This is a genomic window from Ruixingdingia sedimenti (assembly GCF_031432425.1).
In the GTDB taxonomy this organism is placed as follows: domain Bacteria; phylum Pseudomonadota; class Alphaproteobacteria; order Rhodobacterales; family Rhodobacteraceae; genus Ruixingdingia; species Ruixingdingia sedimenti.
This window is the reverse complement of sequence record NZ_JAVKPH010000018.1, coordinates 32,672-54,206: the sequence shown is the minus strand read 5'-3', so window position 1 is coordinate 54,206 and position 21,535 is coordinate 32,672. Positions and strand designations below refer to the sequence as shown.

The 21,535-nt window shown below is 67.8% G+C and carries 27 protein-coding genes; 8 read left to right on the top strand and 19 right to left on the bottom strand.

The window, feature by feature from the left end; all coding sequences use genetic code 11:
* Positions 1 to 38 precede the first annotated feature (38 nt).
* The 10 genes from RGD00_RS14890 to RGD00_RS14845 form a co-directional block, all read right to left on the bottom strand.
* Entirely contained in the window at positions 39 to 3,167 is a 3,129-nt protein-coding gene (locus RGD00_RS14890) for a phage tail protein (protein ID WP_310458118.1), read from the bottom strand.
* Positions 3,157 to 3,360 carry a hypothetical protein gene (locus RGD00_RS14885; RefSeq protein WP_310458117.1) on the bottom strand — a complete coding sequence of 68 codons (204 nt, stop codon included), beginning with the start codon at positions 3,358 to 3,360 and terminating at the stop codon, positions 3,157 to 3,159. Before RGD00_RS14885 ends, RGD00_RS14890 begins: the two co-directional genes overlap by 11 nt.
* Entirely contained in the window at positions 3,357 to 3,605 is a 249-nt protein-coding gene (locus RGD00_RS14880) for a hypothetical protein (protein WP_015923055.1), read from the bottom strand. Before RGD00_RS14880 ends, RGD00_RS14885 begins: the two co-directional genes overlap by 4 nt.
* A 39-nt stretch (positions 3,606 to 3,644) precedes the next feature.
* Positions 3,645 to 4,511: a phage BR0599 family protein gene (locus RGD00_RS14875; protein ID WP_310458116.1), complete on the bottom strand. Its 867-nt coding sequence runs from the start codon at positions 4,509 to 4,511 to the stop codon at positions 3,645 to 3,647.
* Complete coding sequence (locus tag RGD00_RS14870; protein ID WP_310458115.1) at positions 4,508 to 5,680, bottom strand: hypothetical protein; 1,173 nt, start codon at positions 5,678 to 5,680, stop codon at positions 4,508 to 4,510. The genes RGD00_RS14875 and RGD00_RS14870 overlap by 4 nt, the downstream gene beginning before the upstream one ends.
* On the bottom strand, positions 5,673 to 8,123 hold the full coding sequence (locus RGD00_RS14865) for a phage tail tape measure protein (protein WP_310458114.1): 2,451 nt from the start codon (positions 8,121 to 8,123) through the stop codon (positions 5,673 to 5,675). Before RGD00_RS14865 ends, RGD00_RS14870 begins: the two co-directional genes overlap by 8 nt.
* Positions 8,120 to 8,272, bottom strand: coding sequence for a DUF7697 family protein (locus tag RGD00_RS14860; RefSeq protein ID WP_310458113.1), 153 nt, complete (start codon positions 8,270 to 8,272; stop codon positions 8,120 to 8,122). The genes RGD00_RS14865 and RGD00_RS14860 overlap by 4 nt, the downstream gene beginning before the upstream one ends.
* 83 nt (positions 8,273 to 8,355) lie before the next feature.
* The gene (locus RGD00_RS14855) at positions 8,356 to 8,793 is read right to left on the bottom strand and encodes a hypothetical protein (RefSeq protein WP_310458112.1); all 438 of its coding nucleotides are present in this window, start codon (positions 8,791 to 8,793) and stop codon (positions 8,356 to 8,358) included.
* Between the two features lie 3 nt (positions 8,794 to 8,796).
* Complete coding sequence (locus RGD00_RS14850) at positions 8,797 to 9,738, bottom strand: phage tail tube protein (protein ID WP_310458111.1); 942 nt, start codon at positions 9,736 to 9,738, stop codon at positions 8,797 to 8,799.
* Between the two features lie 28 nt (positions 9,739 to 9,766).
* Positions 9,767 to 10,189, bottom strand: a complete 423-nt coding sequence (locus tag RGD00_RS14845; protein WP_310458110.1) for an acyl-CoA transferase — start codon at positions 10,187 to 10,189, stop codon at positions 9,767 to 9,769.
* Between the two features lie 97 nt (positions 10,190 to 10,286).
* On the opposite strand from RGD00_RS14845, the gene RGD00_RS14840 reads away from it, so the two are divergent.
* The gene (locus RGD00_RS14840; protein ID WP_310458109.1) at positions 10,287 to 10,673 is read left to right on the top strand and encodes a hypothetical protein; all 387 of its coding nucleotides are present in this window, start codon (positions 10,287 to 10,289) and stop codon (positions 10,671 to 10,673) included.
* A gap of 71 nt (positions 10,674 to 10,744) precedes the next feature.
* On the opposite strand, the gene RGD00_RS14835 is transcribed toward RGD00_RS14840, so the two are convergent.
* The 9 genes from RGD00_RS14835 to RGD00_RS14795 form a co-directional block, all read right to left on the bottom strand.
* Positions 10,745 to 11,377 carry a DUF6441 family protein gene (locus tag RGD00_RS14835; RefSeq protein ID WP_310458108.1) on the bottom strand — a complete coding sequence of 211 codons (633 nt, stop codon included), beginning with the start codon at positions 11,375 to 11,377 and terminating at the stop codon, positions 10,745 to 10,747.
* The gene (locus RGD00_RS14830) at positions 11,374 to 11,685 is read right to left on the bottom strand and encodes a head-tail joining protein (protein WP_310458107.1); all 312 of its coding nucleotides are present in this window, start codon (positions 11,683 to 11,685) and stop codon (positions 11,374 to 11,376) included. The genes RGD00_RS14835 and RGD00_RS14830 overlap by 4 nt, the downstream gene beginning before the upstream one ends.
* Positions 11,686 to 11,696: 11 nt before the next feature.
* Positions 11,697 to 12,719: a major capsid protein gene (locus RGD00_RS14825; RefSeq protein WP_310458106.1), complete on the bottom strand. Its 1,023-nt coding sequence runs from the start codon at positions 12,717 to 12,719 to the stop codon at positions 11,697 to 11,699.
* An 82-nt stretch (positions 12,720 to 12,801) separates the two neighbouring features.
* The gene (locus RGD00_RS14820) at positions 12,802 to 13,182 is read right to left on the bottom strand and encodes a head decoration protein (RefSeq protein WP_310458105.1); all 381 of its coding nucleotides are present in this window, start codon (positions 13,180 to 13,182) and stop codon (positions 12,802 to 12,804) included.
* Between the two features lie 108 nt (positions 13,183 to 13,290).
* Complete coding sequence (locus tag RGD00_RS14815) at positions 13,291 to 14,724, bottom strand: S49 family peptidase (protein WP_310458104.1); 1,434 nt, start codon at positions 14,722 to 14,724, stop codon at positions 13,291 to 13,293.
* Complete coding sequence (locus RGD00_RS14810) at positions 14,724 to 16,220, bottom strand: phage portal protein (protein ID WP_310458142.1); 1,497 nt, start codon at positions 16,218 to 16,220, stop codon at positions 14,724 to 14,726. The genes RGD00_RS14815 and RGD00_RS14810 overlap by 1 nt, the downstream gene beginning before the upstream one ends.
* Positions 16,221 to 16,231: 11 nt before the next feature.
* Positions 16,232 to 16,441, bottom strand: coding sequence for a phage head-tail joining protein (locus RGD00_RS14805; protein ID WP_310458103.1), 210 nt, complete (start codon positions 16,439 to 16,441; stop codon positions 16,232 to 16,234).
* A 3-nt stretch (positions 16,442 to 16,444) separates the two neighbouring features.
* Positions 16,445 to 18,499, bottom strand: a complete 2,055-nt coding sequence (locus RGD00_RS14800) for a phage terminase large subunit family protein (RefSeq protein ID WP_310458102.1) — start codon at positions 18,497 to 18,499, stop codon at positions 16,445 to 16,447.
* Entirely contained in the window at positions 18,447 to 18,989 is a 543-nt protein-coding gene (locus tag RGD00_RS14795) for a hypothetical protein (protein WP_310458101.1), read from the bottom strand. Before RGD00_RS14795 ends, RGD00_RS14800 begins: the two co-directional genes overlap by 53 nt.
* Before the next feature lie 172 nt (positions 18,990 to 19,161).
* Between RGD00_RS14795 and RGD00_RS14790 the strand changes: the two genes are divergently transcribed.
* The 7 genes from RGD00_RS14790 to RGD00_RS14760 all read left to right on the top strand — a co-directional run bounded on the left by RGD00_RS14790 (position 19,162) and on the right by RGD00_RS14760 (position 21,472).
* Positions 19,162 to 19,347, top strand: coding sequence for a hypothetical protein (locus tag RGD00_RS14790; RefSeq protein ID WP_310458100.1), 186 nt, complete (start codon positions 19,162 to 19,164; stop codon positions 19,345 to 19,347).
* A gap of 2 nt (positions 19,348 to 19,349) precedes the next feature.
* On the top strand, positions 19,350 to 19,565 hold the full coding sequence (locus RGD00_RS14785) for a DUF6900 domain-containing protein (RefSeq protein ID WP_310458099.1): 216 nt from the start codon (positions 19,350 to 19,352) through the stop codon (positions 19,563 to 19,565).
* Between the two features lie 12 nt (positions 19,566 to 19,577).
* Positions 19,578 to 19,796 carry a hypothetical protein gene (locus RGD00_RS14780; RefSeq protein ID WP_036708761.1) on the top strand — a complete coding sequence of 73 codons (219 nt, stop codon included), beginning with the start codon at positions 19,578 to 19,580 and terminating at the stop codon, positions 19,794 to 19,796.
* A 12-nt stretch (positions 19,797 to 19,808) separates the two neighbouring features.
* The gene (locus RGD00_RS14775) at positions 19,809 to 20,114 is read left to right on the top strand and encodes a hypothetical protein (protein WP_310458098.1); all 306 of its coding nucleotides are present in this window, start codon (positions 19,809 to 19,811) and stop codon (positions 20,112 to 20,114) included.
* Complete coding sequence (locus RGD00_RS14770) at positions 20,111 to 20,473, top strand: hypothetical protein (protein WP_310458097.1); 363 nt, start codon at positions 20,111 to 20,113, stop codon at positions 20,471 to 20,473. The genes RGD00_RS14775 and RGD00_RS14770 overlap by 4 nt, the downstream gene beginning before the upstream one ends.
* 90 nt (positions 20,474 to 20,563) lie before the next feature.
* A complete protein-coding gene (locus RGD00_RS14765; protein WP_310458096.1) occupies positions 20,564 to 20,815 on the top strand; it encodes a hypothetical protein in 252 nt (83 codons plus the stop codon).
* A gap of 90 nt (positions 20,816 to 20,905) precedes the next feature.
* Positions 20,906 to 21,472 carry a DUF3489 domain-containing protein gene (locus RGD00_RS14760; protein ID WP_310458095.1) on the top strand — a complete coding sequence of 189 codons (567 nt, stop codon included), beginning with the start codon at positions 20,906 to 20,908 and terminating at the stop codon, positions 21,470 to 21,472.
* The last annotated feature ends 63 nt before the right edge of the window (positions 21,473 to 21,535 follow it).

The following is a 21,535-nucleotide window of genomic DNA, read 5'->3' as shown; positions in this document are numbered from 1 at the left end:
TTCTTTCATGTTGGTCGCGATGATTGCGGAGAGGCCTGTCAGCTGCCCCAGAGAAAGCCCCAGCCGCGATCCCAACCGGCGGCGAAGGGGGCGGTCAGGCGGAAGCGGCGCGCATCAAGGTCCGTGATCCAGGCACCCTCGACCATCCGACGCGCCCGGACGGCGAGGTCGATCTCAGCCGTGCGCTCGGGGGCGCCACTCTCCGGCACATCCTCGGGCGACAGCATCCAGCTTGTGCCGCTGCCAGCGTCGATGGTGATGCTCGGCGGCAGGAGAGGCGCGCCCGTGTCGGGGTCGATCCAGCGAACCTCGACAGCATAGCCGACCCCTGGCTCGGGCCCGATGGAGGCGCCGGTGTGATCAACGATGACGGGGCTGGTCTGGGTCAGACGGTCGCGATGGGACCAGGTCAGTTCAACCTCGCCCGCCACCAGCGCATCGACATCCGGAGCATAGCTGCCGTTGACCTGCACTCGGCCAGGCGGCAGGGGCCGAATGGCGCGGCGGTCGAGCGTCACGCTGTCCTCGGGCGCCAGCGCGAAGGCGAGCGTGCCGCGCCCGGTCTCGGGCAGCAGCCGGACCGCCAGCGTTTCGCCCGCCGCCCACGCTTCTTCCGTGATCCGTGCGGCCTCGTCGAAGAAGATGACCGGCATGCCCGCCGCGTGCGCGCGCGGCACGGTGTCGAGGCAACCGCGACCAACCGTGATGGCTGTGGATGTGATCCCGTCGACACGGACCAGCTCGCCGCCGACACTGGCCAGCGTGCCGATCCCCACCTCACCGATCTCGCGCCAGCCGGTGACAGGGAGGACGCGATCCTCGGGGTGGTCCGAAACGTCTGCCGTCAGAAGCGCCGTCGGCGCGAAACCGACCGTTCCCTCCTGCGCGGGCCCCGTACCAGCATCTATCCATAGTTCCGCCGCCAGGGCATCCGCGCTGGGGCGTTCACCGGTGGCGACCAGCGCGCCCGCATCGGGATCCTCGTCAAGGATGCGGTCGGCCTCGCTATGGCCCAGTTCGCGGACCAGCAGCCAGTACGGGGCTTCCTCGACCATGCGCCGGACGAGTGCCCGCGGCGGTGCGGCGACGCCGGTGCCAGTGGGCATGCGCCCGCCCGCGATGGCGGTCGCGCCCAGCGCGAAGACGTCCTCGGCGAGCTTCAGCCTGATGCCATTGTCGCGCCCGTCGCCCTGACCGATCTCGGAGATGCGCATCACCACATCATCAAGCCCGAGTCGGGGCGACCGCAGCCGGATCACATCGCCCGGCCCGAGGTCCGCGCCCTCGCGGTTCACCACGATCTCACCCGTGAGCAGCGGCACGGAAAGCGCCCGCAGGTCGCGCTCGGCCACACGGATCGCCAACCCCTGATAGCGGATGCCCGGATAATCGAGCGTTGTGGCGATCACCTCGCCCATGGACTGCACCCGGGCGGTATCGGTCACGCTGACGGCGCCGGTGTCGTCGGTCCAGGCATCGGTGAAGCGCACGGTCACGCTGTTGACGAGGTCCGAGGGCGCGCGGCGCCCCAGGCGGCCCCAATCCACGACGTTGGTCTCGTCGAAGAGTGGTAGTGTTGCAGCCGTGTAATCCGCCCGGATCAGCCGCAACTCCCAGAGCCCGGTGCGCCGGTCAATGAACAGCGTTGCGTCGATATGGTCGAGAACGCTGCTGATGAACTCCTCGATCGAGCTGTCCTGCTGCCAGATAAGCGACAGACCGAAGCCCTCGGTGTAGAGCGTGTCCGCGGCGGCGGTGAAGCTGGCCCCGATCTCGACCGTCGAATAGCCCAGACCCCAGTCGCGGTTCGTCAGGCATTCCCGGATGATATGGGCCGGGTTCATGTCCGGCCCGTTGCCGAAAGCCCCGCGCAGGGAAGCCACCAGCGCCTGCGGGTTGCCAGGCGGGATCACCGGCACGCCGTCCACAGGCGTGTTGTCGATGCGCGCGGTGAAGGTCGTGTTTGCGAGCGCGATGTTGAAGCCGAAGATGTCGACAGGCGGCAGGCTGGCGATGGTGGCCTCGGCCGCATCGACCGAGGAAACGGGCGAGGGTTCGCCATCGGTCACGAAGATCACGATCCGCCGCTTCGAACCGCCGCCCGTGAAGAAGGCGCTGGCCTCGGCAAAGGCCGCGTTGAAATTGGTGCCGCCCGAGGTGCTGTTCGAGAGTGCCAGCATCCAGTCTTCCAGCGCGGTGTAATCCTCCGGCTCCATGTTGCGCCGCTCGATGGCTCCCGCGACGCCCGCGTTCCAGAGCACGATGCGGATGTCATTGGGCCGGTCGGGATCGACACTGGCCCCGATCTCACGGATCAGCGCCGCGACGCCTGCCTTTTGCGCGGCCATCCGCGTGCCCGACATCGAGCCCGAGACATCGAGCGTGATGTAGATCGCCGCATCCGAGATATTGGCCTCGGGCACGATGGGGGCCTTCTCGGGATACCATTGCGCCGCACCCGCCTCGCCGGTCAGCACGCGGGTCACGCGCACCGCCCAGGGCTTCAGATAGGGGTTGATGCCGAGATACACCTGCCGCAGCACGAGGCTGCAGATGCCGCGATAGCCGGGCACGTCGCCATTCATGCGCGCCGAAAGGTAATCATTCTGCCCCTGGCCGGGCCCGCCCATCAGCACATCGACATCGCCGGTGATGCCGCCCTCGCGCTTCTCGCCGCCGAAGAGGTCGGGCTTGTCGATCCGGATGCGCCCGCCACCGGCGCCGACATTGCTGGCGGCGCTGGTCGCCTCGAACACTTCGACCGATTGCGCCGGGAAGCTCAGCGCCTCGGGCAGAGCGGACCAGGAGGTCACATTGGTGGCGGCGTCATAGCCAACGCCACTCAGCGTAATCGTCTGGCTCGCGCCGTTCGCCAGCTGCAGCCGGTAGTCTTGGCCGATGCGCACCCCCGCGAGCGTGCCCGGAAAGGTGATCAAAGCGCCCGTGTCGCCTGCCAGCGCCGCGGTTGCCGCCATGTCGCCGACCGTTCCGATCCGCGCCTCCACGGCCGCGCCCCCGCCCGAGACGCCGCCGCCGGTCGTCACGGACCAGGCCGTGCGGCGGTCGACGAGGATCTCGCGGATGGCATCGACGGGTCCATGGCAGAGTGCCAGATGCATGCCCAGCGAATAGCGGAATCCGACGGTCTGCTTCTTGCTACCGCCCATGTGTGCGCTCCCGCGTCTCCGCGATCCGGATCACGGGTTCCACCAGCGCATCCCCGGTGGCACGCAGCCGATCGGCCTCGATGCCGCGCGCGAGGAAGTCCTGCCAGTCGAGCCCATGGCGACGGAACCATGGCCGCACGCCCGCGAGGCAATAGCGCGCATCGCGCAGGTCCTGGATCGTCACGCGCGTCATTTCTTGCCGCCTTTCTTCCTGATCGGATCGACCTTCAGGTCGCCTGCCCAGACGACATTCGGCCCGGTGATCAGCACCGTCCCGAAGACCACCGGGATCGGCCGGCCTTCTTCGGCAGTGGGCAGCGAGAAGTCGTCGAGACCCGCGGCCTGCGGCTTCTCGACCTTGGGGCGCGGGCTCAGCGCATAGGAGATCGCCGAGAGCACCAGCCCCAGGACGAGCCGGGCAATGAATGTCCAGACCATAAGAGAATGCCGATTGTGGATTGGTGCCTGTGGGGCGTGTCAGACGATGGAGCCGCCGCCGAGCGGGTTGCGGCCCGGGATCTCGGGAAAGCCCCCGAAATTGAGAAGATTGCCGAACTTGGCCGCGCAGGTGGCTGCGCGCAGATCGCAACCCGGGGCGATGTCGAGCAGGACAGGCAGTGGCTCGCCCGTGTCCGGGTCGATCTCTGGCGCAGCAAGCGCCGCCGCCAGCTCCGGCATCGGGCGTGAGAGGGTCAGCACCGCTCCGGCATGGCCGGTGATGAAGCCAAGCTGCACGCCAAGGCGCAGCACGCCACCGCGATACCAGCCATCGGGCTCGGCTGCCGCTTCTGGGATCGTCACGGACAGACCGGTACCGGATATGGCTGTCACCGTGCCAGTCAGCCAATAAAGCGCGATGTCGAGCTCGCAGCCGCGCCCGTAGAGGGCATGGCGGCACAGCTTCTGGTACTTCGCCCGCACCCCGGCTCGGCGCAGCGTGCTGAAGATCGACTCGGCCTGCAGGAGGATGCGCTGCCCTTCCACCTCCGCGCCCACGACGCGGCCCTTCCAATGCGCGACCGTTTCGCCCAGCACCTGTTCGTGACCGCGGAAGATCGTCAGCGTCACGGGCGTATTGCCCAAGGGTGCCAGGAACCTCCGCGCGAAGGGATGCGAGAGTGGCCAGGTCAGTTCCAGCCGCCCGCGCTCGATCTCGCTCGTCTGCACCACATCGCCATGGGCGACGGCAGCAGGCTCCCAGGTGATTTCGCTCCCGCCGCTCCCCGTGCTGGTCCAGGCCGTGGCCCGGCTGGTGAAACGCCAGACATTATCCCTCTCGACGAACTGGTAGAGGAAATAGGGGCGGCCCTCGGCAACCGAGGACTCGATACTGGCATAGGTCATGCAGGCACCTCGATGACAGGCAACGTGACCTCGCTCGCCACTGAGCCATGCTGGATCTCGACGCGGTCGGCATCTGCGCGCATCGCGGTCAGGAAATGCACCCTCGTCGCGATAGGGACCGGCTCGCCGAGGTTCGAGGACAGCGTGAGCCTGTGATCCGCGCCCTCGGCGATGGCTGCGGTGATCGTCCGGAAGCGCAGCGCGGTGGGCGTCTCCAGCATGATCGGGCGGCCGAGATAGGCATCTAGCGCCGCGACGGGGGCCACGCGCATCAGCACCGAGCCTTGGGTCATGGCTGCGCGCAGTTGCAGTTCGCGCCCCCAGGTCGGCAGCCAGAAGCTGGCCTGCCGCCCTCGGAGTGACCAGAGCCAGCGGCGCAGGGCGTGACGCGCAATGGGGCCTTGCGCCTTCAGCGTGATCGTTTCGCTGCGCTCGAAGACGTCGCGCATCGGCTCGACAACCACCGGGCCGAAGCCATTGTCGACATATTCGACCGTGCGGCGCAGGCTGGCGCTGAGCGGGCGACGCGGGATGCTGGGGTCGGTCTGGACCGGGCGGCCGAGATAGGTCGGCAGCACCGGTGCGGTGAGGTCGGGCGCCTCGCGCAAGAGAAAGCTGGCCGTCACCGTGCCATCTCCCTGCCTGCGGCGGGTGATCTCGACGCCTGCAGTCAGCACGCCGGCGCGGATCGGCGCGATGGTAATGCGCCGCGCCGCCACCGTCGGACTCGGCAGTTGCAGCACCAGAGGCTCCGCAAGGATCAGCCGGTCGGGCTGTACGCTGGCGATGGTAACCGCCGCCGCCTCACGGCCATCGACCGCGATCGCCGCCGCGTCGCCCGCCCGGAAATCCGAGAGCCCCGTATCGAGCGGGATCTCGGTGGCGCCTTGTTCCAGGTCGCCCCCCGGCTGCAGCGCCATGTGCCAGAGCGGCACATGCCAGTCTCCAGCGAACCCCGCGCGTGCCAGTTCCCCCGCGCGCGCCATGCCCAGCGCGTCGAGCCTGTGCCGGAAGCTGACGATCTCGCGCGGACGAGGACGCAGCGCGATGCGCTGTTCGCCCGCGCGCGATGTCAGCACATCGGTGCGCCGTTCCAGCACCTCAGCGATCTCCTGCGCGACCGGGAAGGGCCAGAGGGGTGGCGGGGGCAGGCCTCCCACCTCAGGCATTCAGCGCACTCCGGTTGCGGCGGATGACATTCAGGATGGCGCGCTCGCCTGAGGGCGTGGCGAGGTAGTCGCCGACGACGGACGGATCGAGCACGTTGATGATGCGCGTCGACATGTCTTGCGCGGGTTGGGCGGGCCCGCTGTTCATCTCGACCCCCAGCCGCCCGTCGCGCCCGCGCCGCAGCGGCAGGATCGCTTCGGGCCCGGCCTCGCCCATCAGCCCGATGCCGCGGGAGAAGGGGAAGACCGTGGGGCGGTTCACCACGCCCCCGCGCGCGAAGGCCGTCAGTTCCTGGCCATCCGCAAAGACCCCGCCTTTGGCGAAGCCGAAGAGGCTCGCGAAGAACCCGCCACCGCCGCCCATGCCCGAGAAAGCGCGCATGATTGCGTTCTCGATCGGTTTGAAGGCCAGTTCGATCAGCCGGTTCGCCAGGTTCTGGGCAATGCGCGAGATGGCGCTGGCGAATGTCTCCCAGGTGAACTCGCCTGATTTCAGCGCTTCCTTGATCGGCCCAACGATGTCCTGCGCGAGGCCTTGGGCGATCTCGCGGGAGCGCTCCTGTGCCGCGCGCACCGCATCGGCGGTGGCCTCCCAGGCATCTCGCGCGGTGTCCGCCGCCGCGCGCAGCGCCTGGCCCGCCCCACGACCGGCGCCACCCGCGCGGCCCGCGGCCTCGCCCGTGGCATCGAGCGCGTCCTCCAGCCCCTCGGCCGCGGCGCGCGCGCCCGTGAGGGCGGTTTCAGCATCGACACCCGACGCGGCCACAGCCTCTCTGAGCGCAGCCACCGACTCCAGCGGCGCCGTCGCCGCCTCGACCACGCCTGACATCACCTCGCGCAGTGCCTCGGCCTGACCGCGTGCCTCCTCGGCATAGGTCCCAAGCCCCAGATCAGGCATGGTGATTGGCTCTGCCGTGAACGCCGCCTGAAACGCCGCGCGTGCCTCAGTCCCGGCCTCAGCTGCCGATCCCGCAAAGGGGTTGTCGATGCGGCCAAGCTCCAGATTGCCGATCAGCGAGACGCGCCGTTCGATGCCCAGCGCCTCGAGACCGGCATTGATCCCGTCCAGAAACCCGTTGATGCGCCGCCCGACGCCATTCAGCATGGCCTCGACGCCTGCGATCAGCGCATTTGCGGCCTGAAACGCGAAATCCCCGATGGCCGTGGGCAGCGCGCCCCAGAGCACCTTGATCGCATCCAGCGCCCCCTGGAAGGTGTTCAGGGCGGCATTGCCAAAACCGACCACGGCTTCCAGCGAGGCCTGCAGCGCCTCGGCGATCGCGGCCTTGATGTCGGCCCAGCTCGCCATGATCGCGAGGCCCATGGCGACTGCGCCGAGTTGCATGCGCTCCCAGACCTCGCGCGCAAGATCGCCGAGAAGCGAGAGCGCATTGCCAAACCCGTCCGCCCCGCGCACCAACCGGCCGAACCAGTGGATCAACTCGCCCGCCGCGACCACGAGACCGATCAGCGGCAGACGCAGAAGCGCGCCGCGCAGGATGACCAGCGCCATGGCAAGGCCCCGCACCGAGGCAGCGGCCGCGATCTTGGCCGCCACAAAGCGCCCGGCCATCAGAGTGGCGATGCCAGCGGCATAGGAGGTGAGACGCCCGAGGTTCTCGAAGAGCGCACGAATGGCGATGCCGAGCGGTCCGGTGGTGCGTGCGACAGTGGCCATGGCATCCGCCACCGCCTCCAGCGCAGGCGCTGCGGCCACGGCGAGCTGGTTCGACAGCCCGCGCCAGATCAGCCCCAGCCGCGAGATCGCGTCGTTCGTCCGCTCGATCTGGGCGGCGTCCTGGTCGGAGACCACGACGCCGAAGTCCCGGACGTCCTGTGTCGCCTGCCGCAGCGTCGCCGTGTCGATCCGCGTGAACACCAATGCGGCCCGATCGCCGAAGAGCTGCGATGCGACAGCCGCGCGCTCGGCTTCGGGCACGAATTCGGCCAGCCGGTCCTGGATCAGCGCGATGCGCTGGTCGAGCGGCAGCGCCTGCAGCTCGGCGGCCGAGAGGCGCAGCCGGGTCAGCGCATCGACGGCGGGGCCCGTGCCAGCAGCGGCCTGGCTCAGCCGCCGGGTCAGCTGCATGGCAGCCTGCTCGACCTGTCCCATCGACACGCCCGCGAGATCGCCCGCGCGCTCGAGGACCTGGATGCTCTCGACCGTGGTGTTCAATGAGGCCGCCAGCTTGGCCTGGCTGTCGATCACCTGCAGACCGGAGCGGATCATAGCGGTGGCCGCCGCCGCGATCGCCGCTGCGGCTGCCGCCATCGCCACCCGCGCGCGCCGGGCGAACGCCGCCAGCCGGGCATTCGCCCCTTCCATCTCGCGCGACAGACGACCGAAGCCCCGGGCACCGGCCTCGCCTACGCCCTCGAGCTCGGCCTTCACCTGCCGCCCGCCGGTGGCCGAGAGGCGGACACTGACGCGTTTCTCGCTCATGGGTCAGCCTCCCTGCTGCCATCCATCTGATCATTGAGATGCCGCGCCATCACCGCCTCGATCACAGGCAGGAACTCGGCTGTGGCGCGAGCGTCCACGCCCATTGCCGCCGCCATCGACAAGGCTGCGCTCATGTCCCAGCCCAGCACGACGCCGGGGACAGCGCGGATCTGACCGCCAAGCCGTCCGGCCAGATCCCAGACCTGCCAGCCCTCGAGCGTGCGCGGTGCGTTCAGGATTTGCGGGCAGTCCGGGCACGCCCCTTCGCAGGCCGCGCAATAGCCGTCGCCCCCGCTCCAGACCCAGTCGGCGAGGGCGCGGAGGCGTTTTTTTCCTGCTCGAGCTCCAGACCCTTCGCGACATAGCCCATCTGGAACTTCTCGAAGATCGGCCAGATGTCGAGCAGGGCCGCGATGCCTTCGGGTGTCACGGGCGTGGGACTTCCGTCCGCGTCGCCCACGCCCTCCCAGTCGAGGATGGCGCGTTCGGCCAGCGCCTTGCCGAAGACCACGGCGATCTCGTCGTCGCTGGTGCCTTCCGGCAACCCGCGCACGGTCGGATCGCTGCGGGCGGCCACCATCAGTGCAGTGGTCAGCGGCTCGACCCGCACGCGCACGCCGAGGCCGAGATCAAGCCAGTGCGGCTCACGGGCGAGGTTCAGACGCAGCATGGATCAGTATTCCTCGATAGCGTTGATCAGGGTGACGGTGCACATGCGGCCCAACGTGGCGTCACGCGCCGCCTGCCAGTCGAAGGTCGCCTGCACCCCTTGCGGCCCCGCGATCTCGATGCGCGGGCGGGGCAGATAGACGGCATGCGCCACCAGCGTGAGGCTTTCGCCCGAGGGCAGCGTGTAGCCAAAACTCATCTCGCAGGGATCGCCATTGATCGCCTGCGTTACCAGCAGTTGGTCAGCGAAACGCACCTCGATGCGCCCCGTGAGGGCGGCAATGCTTGGATCAGCACCATCGATGCGCCCGTCCGAGCGGATGGTCTCCACCCGGTCGAGGTTGTTGGCATAAGTGATCTCGGCCGAGACGATGTTGCCAAGGGGCTGGCCATCGCGCGTGATCGCGCCGTTGAAATGGCCGAAGCGCTGCAGGGCGAGGTCCGCCAGCGTGCCGGCAGCCGAAGCCGCGGCGGTGGATTCGCCCTGCGCCACGAGGCTCGCGGTCGCCGTCAGCAGGCCCGAGCGCTGCATCTGCCATGACAGCGTGTCGAGCACGCAGCCGGAATACATGGCAAAGCGCGGCACCTCGGGCATGCCGGTCTCGATCGCCATCGAGGGTAGGGTCCAGTTCCCGGATTGGAACTCGTGGGTGTATGGAGCGTCGACCCCGGTCGTGGTCGGCTGTCCGAAGGCCGCCTTCAGCCAGAAGCCGAAACCCTGCGCATCGATGGGCACGACGACATTGCCGTCCGCCGTCACCGCATCCTTGATGGGCGGCAGCGGATCGCGACCGTAGCCCAGCAACTCGCTGTTCAGCAGCGGCTGTTCCGCGCCTAGCGTCGCGCTGGCGAAGGGAATGCGCGTGAAGCCAGAAGCGGGTGGGGTGCCATAAGTCGTCTCGAACGCCAGCGCCATCTGCGCCCGCGCCCCCTGGGCTCGTGCCATGTCGTGTCTCCTTGGATTGTCGGGTAGGTCAGGCCAACGGATCGGCGGTGGTGTAGTGCAGGATGACCGGTATCACGGCCGCCTTCAGGCTGGCCGCGCCCTCGACTGGCAGATCGACCGGGCGCGGTGCCTCCGCTTCGATCCAGTCGCACCGGCCGCCCAGCGTGCGATCCGCGGAAATCACCGCGCCTATACTCGCGCAGAGAGCACTGAAACTGGCGTTACGGTCCTCGCCCTGCACGACCGCCTCGATCTCGGCCCGGTGCTGGTAGTGGTAGCGCAGCGGTGACAGCGTGACACCCGGCTCGCCCGGCTCGCCGTCGCGCAGGATCATCAGGCCGACGGCGGGCACGCGCTCGGGCAGGACTTCGCCGCGCAGCACCGGAACATGCGGCACCGTGCGCAACAGATCCGCCAGCGCCGAGAGGATGGTTTCGCGGGGGGTGGGCATGTGTCGTCCAAGGCCTCAAGTGATCCTGAATGCTGTCTTTTCCGGGCTTTTCGGATAGGGTTCCCAGGATCTGTACTAGCCTAGGATGGGGTAACGAATGCTGGTCGATAGCGATAAGCTCGAAAAGCAGCTGCAGGACGCGAAGTCAGTCGAGGAAGCTGTGCGCCGGGCTTACGTGCTTCTCGCGCATGCCAGACTGCCCGATGGCATGACGGTCCGCCCATCTGGGCATGGTTTCATTGAACGGGAACTTCGCTTCGAAACAGATAGTGGCTGGCAGTACGCAGCTGTTCTGAACCAGAAGTGGATCCTGTGGTATTTCCGCAAACCAGCGCTGGCATCCGGCCTCGTTGATGAGCCCAGCATCCTCGCGCAATTCCCTGACGCACAGCGAACTGCTCTTGGCGAATTCAAACTCCGGCTTCGCACCCCTGAGGATGCCAACGACGTCCTTCGCCTCATAGGTGCGTGGCGGGCGGACTGATGGCTGCACGCCAGGCTGCAGGTCCAATGCGAAGAAAGGCAATGGCATTCTGATCAGTCCATTTTCGGCGGTCACCCCAGTTTTGTCTCCACCCAATGCGCAACGATCGCGCCTGGGATCGCCTCCTGCGCCCTCGCTGCATCGCGGGCGAGGTCCAGCCGTTTGCGCAGCTGCACCTGCGGCACGAGCAGAAAGATCGGGACCGTGGTCACGCCGCGGCCCGTCCTCGACCTGCTCGCCACGGCGCGTCCACGGGCATTGAGCCGCCCCTCGGCGACCAACAGGCTGGGGCCGGTGCGGCGATAGACGAAGCGCAGGCGCAGGCCCGAGCGGCGCTCCCACTCGCCGGGTGTGATGCGCCCACCGCGCGAGGATTTGCCGGCGGCGGGCGTGGGGATCGCCAACCAGAACCCATTCCGAGAGCGGATCAGCGGGCCGGTCTCATGGGCACCGATGATGACCGGGGCCTTCGACCAGACGACTGCGGCTGCGCTGAGGCTGGGTCGGCCCTTGGGGAACTGCTCGGAGCGGATGGTGTTGGCGAGGCGCTGACCGAGGCCAGCGCCGGTGACCTGCGCGCGCCAGGAGGATTTCACGCTGTTGCCAGCCTCGCCGACGGCTTGGCTCACGGCCTGCTCGCCAGCCCTGATCTCGGCGGCCATCATGGCGACGAGGTCCGGCGTGATGTCGAGTTGTAATCTCATGCTGGCCTCAGATCGACGGTCCAGATCAGCCGTTCCCTGTCCCGCATCGGCTCGCCCTGAATGAGGAAAGCCTCGCCTTCGAGCTCGATCCGGTCGCCGGGCCGCGGGTTCGGCACTTCGGCCACGCGCAGGTCGATGCGCGTGGTCTCGGACCAGAGGCGCGCCTCGCCAAACCCCGTGACCTCATCCGCGCGGCGGGTGACCACGCGGATGAGTTTCGGAGCGCCACCGTCCGCGATCCAGGCTGCATCGCGGGCGATGTTGGGATCGGCAAACAGGTTGTCGATGGCGGCGGCAAAGACCGACATGTGTGCGCCCGTCAGTTCGAGCTGTGCAGGCGGATCGCGAGGCGCGGGCGCTTGTTCACCGGCAGGATCGAGGCCTCGGTCATCAGGTCGATCCAGCGGCCCTTGGCGTCCATCATCTGGCGCGCATAGAGCGGCAGGCCGACGGTGTTGGCAGTTTCCAGCAGGTTCGCAGGCCCGCCATAGGTGGTGAAGGTGTCGAACGTGCCCATCGGAAATGCGATGCCCTCGCCAGTGGGGATCAGCCGTTCCGAGGTGCCGTTCGAGAGCGTGACCGAGCCGTTGTATTCCTCGAACAGGATCCCGGCGAAGGGGAAGGCGCGGCGCATGTCCTCGCGCAGCGGCTGGCCGCCGGTGGCCGAGAAGAACTTGTAGGCGTCCTCGGTCTTGGGATGGCTGATCAGCTTGTCGAAGAATTCGGAGCTGACCAGCGCATGGGCAGTGGTCATTGTTTCGCCCAGCAGGTTGTCCTCGATCGCGCGCAGGACATTGCGGACCTTGCCCTGGATATTGGTGCCGGCGGTGCCAAACACGAAATCGACCGAGATCTGGGTCAGCCCGAACTCGGTGAAGTAATTGTAGAGCGTGGTGCCCGCACCATCCTTCACGATGCCGCGCAGCGCGTTCATCTCCATGTACTCCCGGGTCTGGGCATGCTTGCGGCGCATCAGGGTCAGCTTGCGGTTCATCACCTCGACCAGCGGATCGGCCGCGTCGGAGACGCCCAGCGCGGGCATCCCCTGGATGTCGGCGGGCAGGATCACGTCGTCATGCGGGATCCAGGGCAGAGCGAAGCTGCGCATCGAGCGCGCCTCGCGATTGCCGACTGTGGCGGGGGCCCCCAGCGGGACCGAAGGCAGGAGGCTCAGCACCCCCTCGCGCTGCTCGATGACGATGGAGCGCTGCGTGACGCCCTCGAAGCGAAACAGGCCGATCTGGCCGAGGCGGGTGTAGAGGTTGGGCAGGATGTTGATGGCCTGCGTCATCTCGGCGAGCGAATAGCCGCCCGCGTCGAACGGGTTGCGGGTGATGGTCATGAGGAACTCCGGGGAAAGAGGGGCAGGGAGGTTGGGCTTGCGGCACGTGAGCCCGGCAGGGGATCAGGTGCTGTAGGTCCGATCAGGCGGTGTCGCGGGGCACGATGCCCAGCGCGGCCAGCTGGCCATGCTTGGTGGCGGTCTTGGGCGCGTCATCGACGGTGGCATCAAAAACGAGTGCCGCCTTCGAGACGATGGCAGGGCCCCGCGCGACCACCACGCCGATGGCGTCCGTGGCGCTGGCATCCACGGCGTAGAGCAGCACGGCGGCGGCGGTCTGCGCGCCGTCCGAGCCGCCCGAGGTGGCGAGCTTGTACTTGCCGCTTGCGGTAATCCGCCCCAGCACGGCGCCGACGGGATAGTTCGTGCCCTCGAGGAGCGTGACGGTCTCGCGGGTGTAGTTCGGATTGACCTCGTACTTGAGGATATCGCCCGTCGTCGCGGGCTGATGAAGGACGGTCATGGCGGGGTGCCTTTCTCAGGGATGCAAGGGACCAAACCCCCGCTGCCGGGATGCGGCGGGGGCGAAGGACGGGCGGTTTCAGGGGGGTGGCGGTAGGGCTGTCGGACTTCAGGTCCGGTGGCCCGATGCCGCGGCGCGCTTCGCGGCGGCGACGATGGGGCTTTCCTTCGCGAGCGGCAGGACTGGCGAACGTGGGGCCGCCACAATGTCGCGGGCATCCGCGGCGGCGCTGGCGCGCTCGAGCACCAGGCGGCGCAGGGCCTCGGGGGTGGTGCCCTCGCGCAGCGCCTTCGCCGCGTCGATGGCGATGCCGAGGCGGCCCGCCTGCGCCGCGATCTCGGCGATCTCCGCCGCCGCCTCGCGTAGCTGCGCCGAGAGCTCGGCCAGATTGCCAGCCTGCGGGGCGGTCGGCGCGGCGGAAGGTGCCGCGGCAGCAGACGGTTGAGTTTCTGCGGGGGACGGTTCGGCAAAGGTGGGCTGATCATCGGTGGTATCAGATTCAGCATCGTCGATGTCCGTCACACCGATCCCGGTGTCCTGCGGGCTGTCGTCGGGGTCGTTCCGGGTGGCCATCAGTGCCTCCTGTCTGGGCTGGGGAAGAGACGCGCGCCGCGTGCGCGCGGGTGAAAGGATCGGTGTGCGGGACAGCATCTGCCGGAACGCCGCGAAGCCGCGCGCCAGATCGGTAACCTCGTCCGCAAGGCCAGCGGCGAGAGCATCCGCCCCGCGGAAGGTCGCGGCTTCGGTCGCGAGAGCTGCCTCATGGCTAAGCCGCCCAGCGCGCCCCGCGGCCACGGTTTCCGCGAAGAGAAACCGCAGCACATCTATCTCGCGCTGGATGTCGCCCTGCACGGCCTCGGGCAGCGGCTGATACGGATTGCCATCAACCTTGTGCTGGCCTGAATGGATCAGCGTGACGCGCACCCCGTCCTGATCGAGCTGCCCGCTGAGGTCGGCATGAAGCACCACGACGCCGATGCTGCCCAGCGCGCCGGTGCGTGGCAGGAGGATGCGGTCGGCCTGGCTCGCCAGCGCATAGCCCGCCGAGAAGGCGTGTTCGGCGATGAAAGCCCAGACTGGCTTGTTACCCCGAATGGCACGAATGCGATCCGCGAGGTCAAAGACGCCTGCCACCTCGCCCCCGAAACTGTCAATTTCCAATGCGAGGCCGCGCACCGCCGGATCGCTGGCCGCCGCGTCGATCTGGGCAGCGATCCCCTCATAGCTGGTCTGGCCCGAGGATTGGCCGATCCAGCCGCCACGATGGATCAGCACGCCGGATATTTCGATCACGGCAATCCCGTCCACGACCGGATAGGGCGCATCGCCATGCTGGCGGTAGTCGTCTGCCAGCCCACCCGCCAGCAAGCTGGCGCGAGCGGGCAGAGTGGCCGCTCCATCCGGCGCCTCGACGCCGTCTGCCAGTTCGACCCGCCGCCCAAGAATGCGAGGTCCGAGGCCGGACAGGAACGCCATGGCCTTGGAGTGTTCCACCAGCAGCGGCGTGTTGAAGGCGCGCGCGGCAATGCGGGCATGGAGCATCAGGGCTGGTCCTCGTCTGGGCGCGGGCGGTCCTCCGCGTCATTGGTGTCGTCAACTTGCTCTTCCGCATCACCCTCGACGGGCACTGCCTGCACGCCCTGCGCGGGCGAGCCGGGGCGACGGAAGTCGAGGCCGAGCAACCGCTCGCGCGACCGTTCGGCGGCGATCTCGCGGTCGACCTGCTCGGCGTCGTAGCCGCGCTCGGCGATCGCCTGCGTGCGCGATTTCAGGCCGGCTTCGATCTGGGCGATCTCGGCATTGGCGTCCTTGAGCGGATCGACCCAGTCCCACTTGGTGGGCAACCAGTCGGCGGTCAGGAGCCGCGCGCGGTTGGCCTCGTAGCCGGGCAGGGTGAGGGCGCCCGACAGCACGGCCGCATCCATCCAGCGCGCGTAGACCGGGCGGCAAAGCTGAAACACCATGACCGAATGCTGCCAGGCTGAGACCCGGCGGCGGAATTCGATCAGGGCGAGGCGCGAGTTCGAGAAGTTCCCCTTCACCATGTCATTGGCGAGATAGGGATAGGGGATGCCCAGCGCGGCCGAGATCTGCAGGAGTGTGCGGTACTGGAACGGCTCATAGGTCGCGCCGCTGTCGGCAGGTTGACCTACCGTGACATCCTCGCCGGGATCGAGACGGACGATCTGGCCGGGGCTGATCTCAACCCCGTCTGGAACTTCGTCATCCTCGGCAGGCGCGAGCGGGTTCTCCGGTGCAGGCGAGGTCACGAACATCGCATACATCGCCGCGACCTTTTTGCGGTCGAGCTCGGCATCGTCGTACTGATCAAGCAGAAACAGTTTCACGATCGCCGGGGTCAGTTTCGACACCCCGCGCAGCTGACCGCCTTCGACCGGGTCGATCACATGGATGACCTCGGCGGCGGGAACGCGCACGATCTCGCCCGCCAGCCCCGGATCGGTGCTATCACCGGGATGGCGGCGCAGGAAGTGATAGGCCACCCGCCGCCCGATGCGGTCGAACTCGATCCCCTGGCGGATCGTGTTGCCATTGGCCGCCGCCCCTGTCTGCTCCAGAGGCAGCATCTCGGCGGGCAGCATTTGCAGCTGAAGCGGCACCGTCAGCCCATCGCCCGCGCGGCGCATGCGGATCCGGAAGAAGACCTCGCCCGCCATGAAGACCTCGCGGGCGGCACGGCGCTGCAGCCCATAGAAATCTGTCAGGCCCTCGGCATCCGCCTCGTCGGTCCAGGCGAGCCAGAGGCGCTGCAGCTCCTCCTTGCGTGCGGCATCGCCGATCTTCGAGATCGGTTTGATCCCGTCGCCCACAGTGTTGGCGGCCCAGCTTTCCACCGCATTCACGGCATAGCCGTTGTTGCGCACGAGCCAGCGGGCGCGGGCGGTGATGTCTGGCCCGGCAGCCGCGATCAGAGCGTTGACATGCGCGCGCGTTGCGCGAAACCCGCGCAACCGGCGATGGTGCTGGCCGGCATCGAACCCGCCGATGAAGGCCCCGAGGCGCTGACGCCAGTTCATCGCGCCGCTCATCACAGGTCCTTCACGGCGAAGGGGCGCAACACGCGCCGGCTGGTCCGTTCCAGCGCCGCGATCCGGCGCTCGATATCGGCAATGGCGGCGGCCAATTCCGCGTCCGAGCCATAGTTGATGCTCTTGCCGTCATAGCTGACCGAGCGCGTGCCGCTGTAGCGCGCGGCCAGCAGCGCAGAGTGGCGGGCCATCAGATCATCGAGGGTCATCAATCATTCCATGTATCGGGGCGTGCTGATCTTCCAGCCACGCCGCCTTGGCGTCGTCACTTTCCCGGCTTGCGGGGCTGTCGGTTTCTCCGGCGCGGCATCCATCGCGGCAGCGGCAGTCTCCACCCCCGCCTGCTTCTCTAGCTGCCGCCACATCCGCTCGTCGAAACGGTCGGCACCGAGGATCCACGCGGCGGCGCGTGCATAGACCCGGGCGTCGAGCGCCTCGTTCCGCTCACGCAGCTTCTGCCATTCCTGGCGGGCATAGCCGCGCTTGTCGCGGATCGTGACCAGCTGCTCGGCGACAAGTTGTTTCAGCCACTCGCTGTCCGCCCAGTCGGGCAGGTGGATCGTGCCTGCGGGATTTGCCACACCTTGTGCGACCTCCTCCTCGCTGGGTCGCTCGATCCGCAGATAGCGATAGGTCTCGGCCTTGAAGGTGGCCGTGGCCACGGTCCAGAGCCGCGCGCCGCGCTTGAGCTTGCGCCCATTCACCGTGGCATCGACGAAGGTCGGCCCCGACACGGGTGTGGCCCGGTTGAAGCCTTCGAGGCCCTTCACCGGCGCCACCTGTGCGACGCCCTGCTTGCGGGACCAGGCATAGACGGCCGCCGACTCGTAGCCGGTGTCGATCGCGAGCTTCGCCAGCGTCATGACCGAACCACGCTCGTGGACCCAAGTCTGGCTGAGCAGGGCCGTCAGCTTGTCCCAGCAGGCCGGATCATCCGGCCCGCCCGGAATGACGATGTGATCGACCAGCCAGCTGGTCATGCCGCGGCCCCAGGCCCAGACATCGACCTCGATGCGGTCCTTCTGCACGTCGGCACCCGCTGTCAGGAACAGCCCGCCCATGGGGATCTGCGCCGGGAAGGCGATGCGCCGGTCGGCCAGCCGCTGCCATTCCGGCGCCTCGCCGCTCTCGACCCATGTCTCGCCCAGGAGCGTGTTGCGCGCCGCGCGCAGCATCTCGTCCGAGCCCTGCGCGGCCAGCCAGTCTCGTGCGATCTGCTCCCAGCTTTTCCAGCCGATCGGCGAATAGAGCGCCGAAAGGTGGAACCCGATGGCGGTGGGGTCGGCGCTGATCGCCGTTGCCCGCCATTCCCCGCGCGCGAGCATTTCCGTCTTGTGGTGCTCGGCGATGGGGCGTTCGCAGCCCGCGCAGTGGTAGGCGGCAGTCTCGGGCCGTCCCTTGTCCCAGCGCAGCCGCTCGAACTGCAGCCATTGCTGATGGCCGCAATGCGGGCAGGGCACGAAGAACCGCCGCTGGTCGCTGGCCTCGAACTCCCGCTCGATCCGGCTCAGCCCCCGGATCGTCGGCGTCGAGACCATGAACACCTTGCGCCGATGCGCGAAGGTGGTGGTCCGCGCCTCGGTCAGCGTTACCGGATCGCCTTCCTCGTCGGCCGAGGCCGGGTAGGCGTCGACCTCATCCAAAAACACATAGCGCGCGGGCATCGAGCGCAGGCCGGTTGCGCTGTTCGCACCGGTCAGCACCAGGATGCCGCCCGGGAATTCCTTCGAGAGCATCGAGTTCCCAGCATCGCGCGAGCGGGCGGGGCTGACCCGTTCCTTCAGCGCCGGGCTGTCCTCGATCAGCGGATCGATCCGGCCCCGCGAGGTTCGCTTGGCCATCTCGACGGTCGGCAGCACCGCAAGCATGGGCCCGGGCGCGTGGTGGATCACGAAGCCGATCCAGTTGTTCCCCGCCTCGGTCGCCCCGACCTGCGCGGCCTTCATGAAGCTGATCCGCTGCGCCGGGTGGTTTGGCGACAGCGCATCCATGATGGCGCGCAGATAGGGCGTGCGCGCAGTACGGTACCGACCGGGCTCGGCCGAGGCCCGCGAGGAGAGCCAGCGATGCGCATCGGCCCATTCCGACACGGTGAGATCGGCGTCCGGCCGCATGCCCCGCCGCCAGGCGCGCAGGACGTCCTCGGCCCCGTCGAAGTCGAGGTCGAGCCCCTCGGTCAGGTCGTTGTCGGTCAGGCTGTGATCATTGTCTCCTTCATGCAAGCGAGACCCGGAGGTCTGCGAGGGCGTCGAGCTGCTCTCGGACATGGGTTTCCAGTACCCTTTGCAGGATCGCAGTCTCGATCAATACGGGCACCCCCGAGGCCTTCTCCATCTCTGCGGACAACTGCGCGGCCATCAGGGCGGCCACGCGGGTGGGCCAGGTGACCCATGTATCGCGCTCCTGGCGCGCGAGGCGGAACACCAGCGTCTCGGCGCGCGCGCGGTCGACCAGCACGCCTTTCTTGCGCTGGATCGACAGCTGGCGCTCCTGCGCCTGATAGACCGTGAGCGCGGTGCGCGCCTTCAGATAGGAGGTGCTGTCGCCTGGACCGGATACCGCGCCATCGCCAGCACCGCCGCGCGACCGCATCTGCTGGTCGGGATCGGTCATCGCGCCGCGCCGAGCATCCGAGGCGGCGGCGTTGATCGACCCATCGGCAAATAGCACCAGCCGCCCGTTCTTGCGCGCCTTCTGCACCGCCCCACGCGAGAGACCGGAATGGGCGGCATAGGCGCGCTCGGACATACCTTCCATGGCGCTGTGATGATCCTCAAGATATTGGATTTAAACGGAAATGCGCTGCTTATTCAGTTGATTACACTCCCGGATAGAGCGATTCTGATCCCAACGAAACGGGTGCATCGCACCCCTTGGACATGGATCGGAGAGAGCCATGCGCGCACAGGAGAGAATGGGGCACAGCTCGATGAGCGAGGGGTGGCGCAACCACACCAGCCCTGCGCAGGAGCGGGTGAACTGGGTGATGGACGAGGTGATGTCCGGGCGGATGAGCCAGGCCGACGGGATGGTCGAGATGGCCAAGGCCCAGGAAATGATGCGCGAGGAAGCCCGCGCGCGGACCACCCACCCCGAACACCGCTGGGAGGACTGACCATGGCGCGCCGCAAGAACACCGACCCAACCGCCCAGCGCGACGCAAAGCTTCTCGAGATCGCCCAGCGCCAGTTCCACCTCGAGACGCTCGAGACCCGCAACTGGGACCGGCTGGATTTCCACGATGTCGCCGTCTGGGCCATCCGCGCCGCGCTCGAGGAAGCCTTCGAGGCCGGACGCCGCGCGGGCCCTGCGAACACCCAACCCCAACCCTGAAAGGATCCAACCATGACCACCATCACCACCATCCGCATCGATCACGCCGCGCTGCCGGACCCGCTGAACCTCAAGGGCCCCGACGCCGCCGCCCGCATGATCGAGGCCGCGCTGCGCGACGAGGGTATCATGGCCGAGGCCTCGGACGTCATCTCGCACATCAAGATCGAGCTGCCGACCGGCCAGCTCGCCGCTGCCAGCACCATGCTGGCCAGCTTGCAGCTGATCTGAGGGGGAACGACCATGAGCACCCGCGCACAGATCGCCATTCAGCTAGGGCCTGAGGAATGGGCCCACATCTACTGCCACTACGACGGCTATCCCTCGCACATGCTCCCCGCGCTGGTCCCGTGGACGCCGAAGGATATCCTTGCGGCAAAGGAAATCCGGCAGGTGCGGGCCGACGAACTCGACTGCTTCGACCCTCCCCGCGAACCTCCGATCCTGCCGCGCCCGACCCGCGAGCTGTGCCATCTCTATGTCTGGCAGGACGGGACGTGGGTTGAACTGGATCCCGAGGCCGCGCAGCCCGAGGAGCTCCCATCATGACGCAGTCCTTCAACTGCCTGCCCGAAGGCGAGACCCTCGACGACCTGATCCGCCGCGAATGCGCCATCGGCTTCGATCTGCGCTTCTGCCGCAGTGTGGCCGTTTCCGAGAACGACCGCGACACGATCACCTGCGACCCGCCCGAGGCCGAGTTCGCGACCCTCTATGCCCTGACCGATCTGGGCGAGGCCATTGCCATCCACGGTGCCGGCCTGACCAGCGCCGGAGCGGATGAAGTCGCCGCTGTTGCCCGCGCAATGTTCGTGGCCATGGTCAACGCCCGCCGTGATCCCCCCGATGCTGCCCAGCGCTTTGAGGCGGAACAGGCGGCTATGATCGATCCGGATCGGATCGAATGATGCTGTCTCGCGCGATTATAAAGCACGGATATTGCTCAGATTTGCCTACGATAATCGCACGTTCAGAGCGATTGTCGTTCCAGGAAAACGATGCAACTCACCCGAAGGAACCCCGCCATGACCCGCCGCGCCAGTGACAACTCCAAAGCCATCGACGCCTTTCTCGCCGCCAAGGCCGAGATCGACAGCATGCTCACGCGTCTCACCGCGCTCAGCGACGATCACTTCGAGACCCATCCCGACGCGATCCATTGGGGCCATGTCGGGACACTCAACCACTACCGCGACCGCCTGCGGGAAATCTCGGACGCCGCCTTCAAGGAGGGCGAACACGCCGAATGATCGGCCCCAGCTCCGCCTCGGCCCGCCGTATGGCGGGCTTGAGGTCGTAGAAGGCCGGCGATGATCGCGGCCCGAACACGGAGATGCCCCATGCCCAAGCTCACCGACACCCAGACAATCATCCTCAGCCGCGCGGCGACCCGCCCCGGCAATCTGGCCATGCCGCTGCCCGAAGGCCTGCATGGCGCCGCCGCGCAAAAGGCCGTCACCGCGATGATCACGCGCGGATGGCTCGAAGAGGTCGATGCCGACCTGCGCCGCGGCGAGCCGCTCTGGCGCGAGACCGGCGATGGCCATGGCACCACGCTGGTCGCCACCGAAGCCGGGCTGGAAGCCATCGGGATCGAGCCGGTGGCGGCCAGCGCCGTCGCCACCGCGCGAGGGGCGAAGCCACAGCCGGATGCGGAACCCGCACCGACGACCGAAGCCAACGACACGCCAAAGCCCGTCGCCATCCGCGCCGGCACCAAGCAGGCGCAGATCATCGCGCTCCTTCAGCGGCCCGAGGGTGCATCCATTGCCGAGATCGTCGAGGCGACGGGCTGGTTGGCACATTCTGCGCGAGGCCTGATCTCGGGCGGGCTGAAGAAGAAGCTGGGGCTCCAGATCACATCCGTCAAAGAGCAAGGACGCGGGTCGGTGTATCGGATCGGGTGACGTCGAAAAGAGCCCAAAGCAGACGCCTAGATTGGTGTGATGCTGCAGCACAGCCCGCCGGTT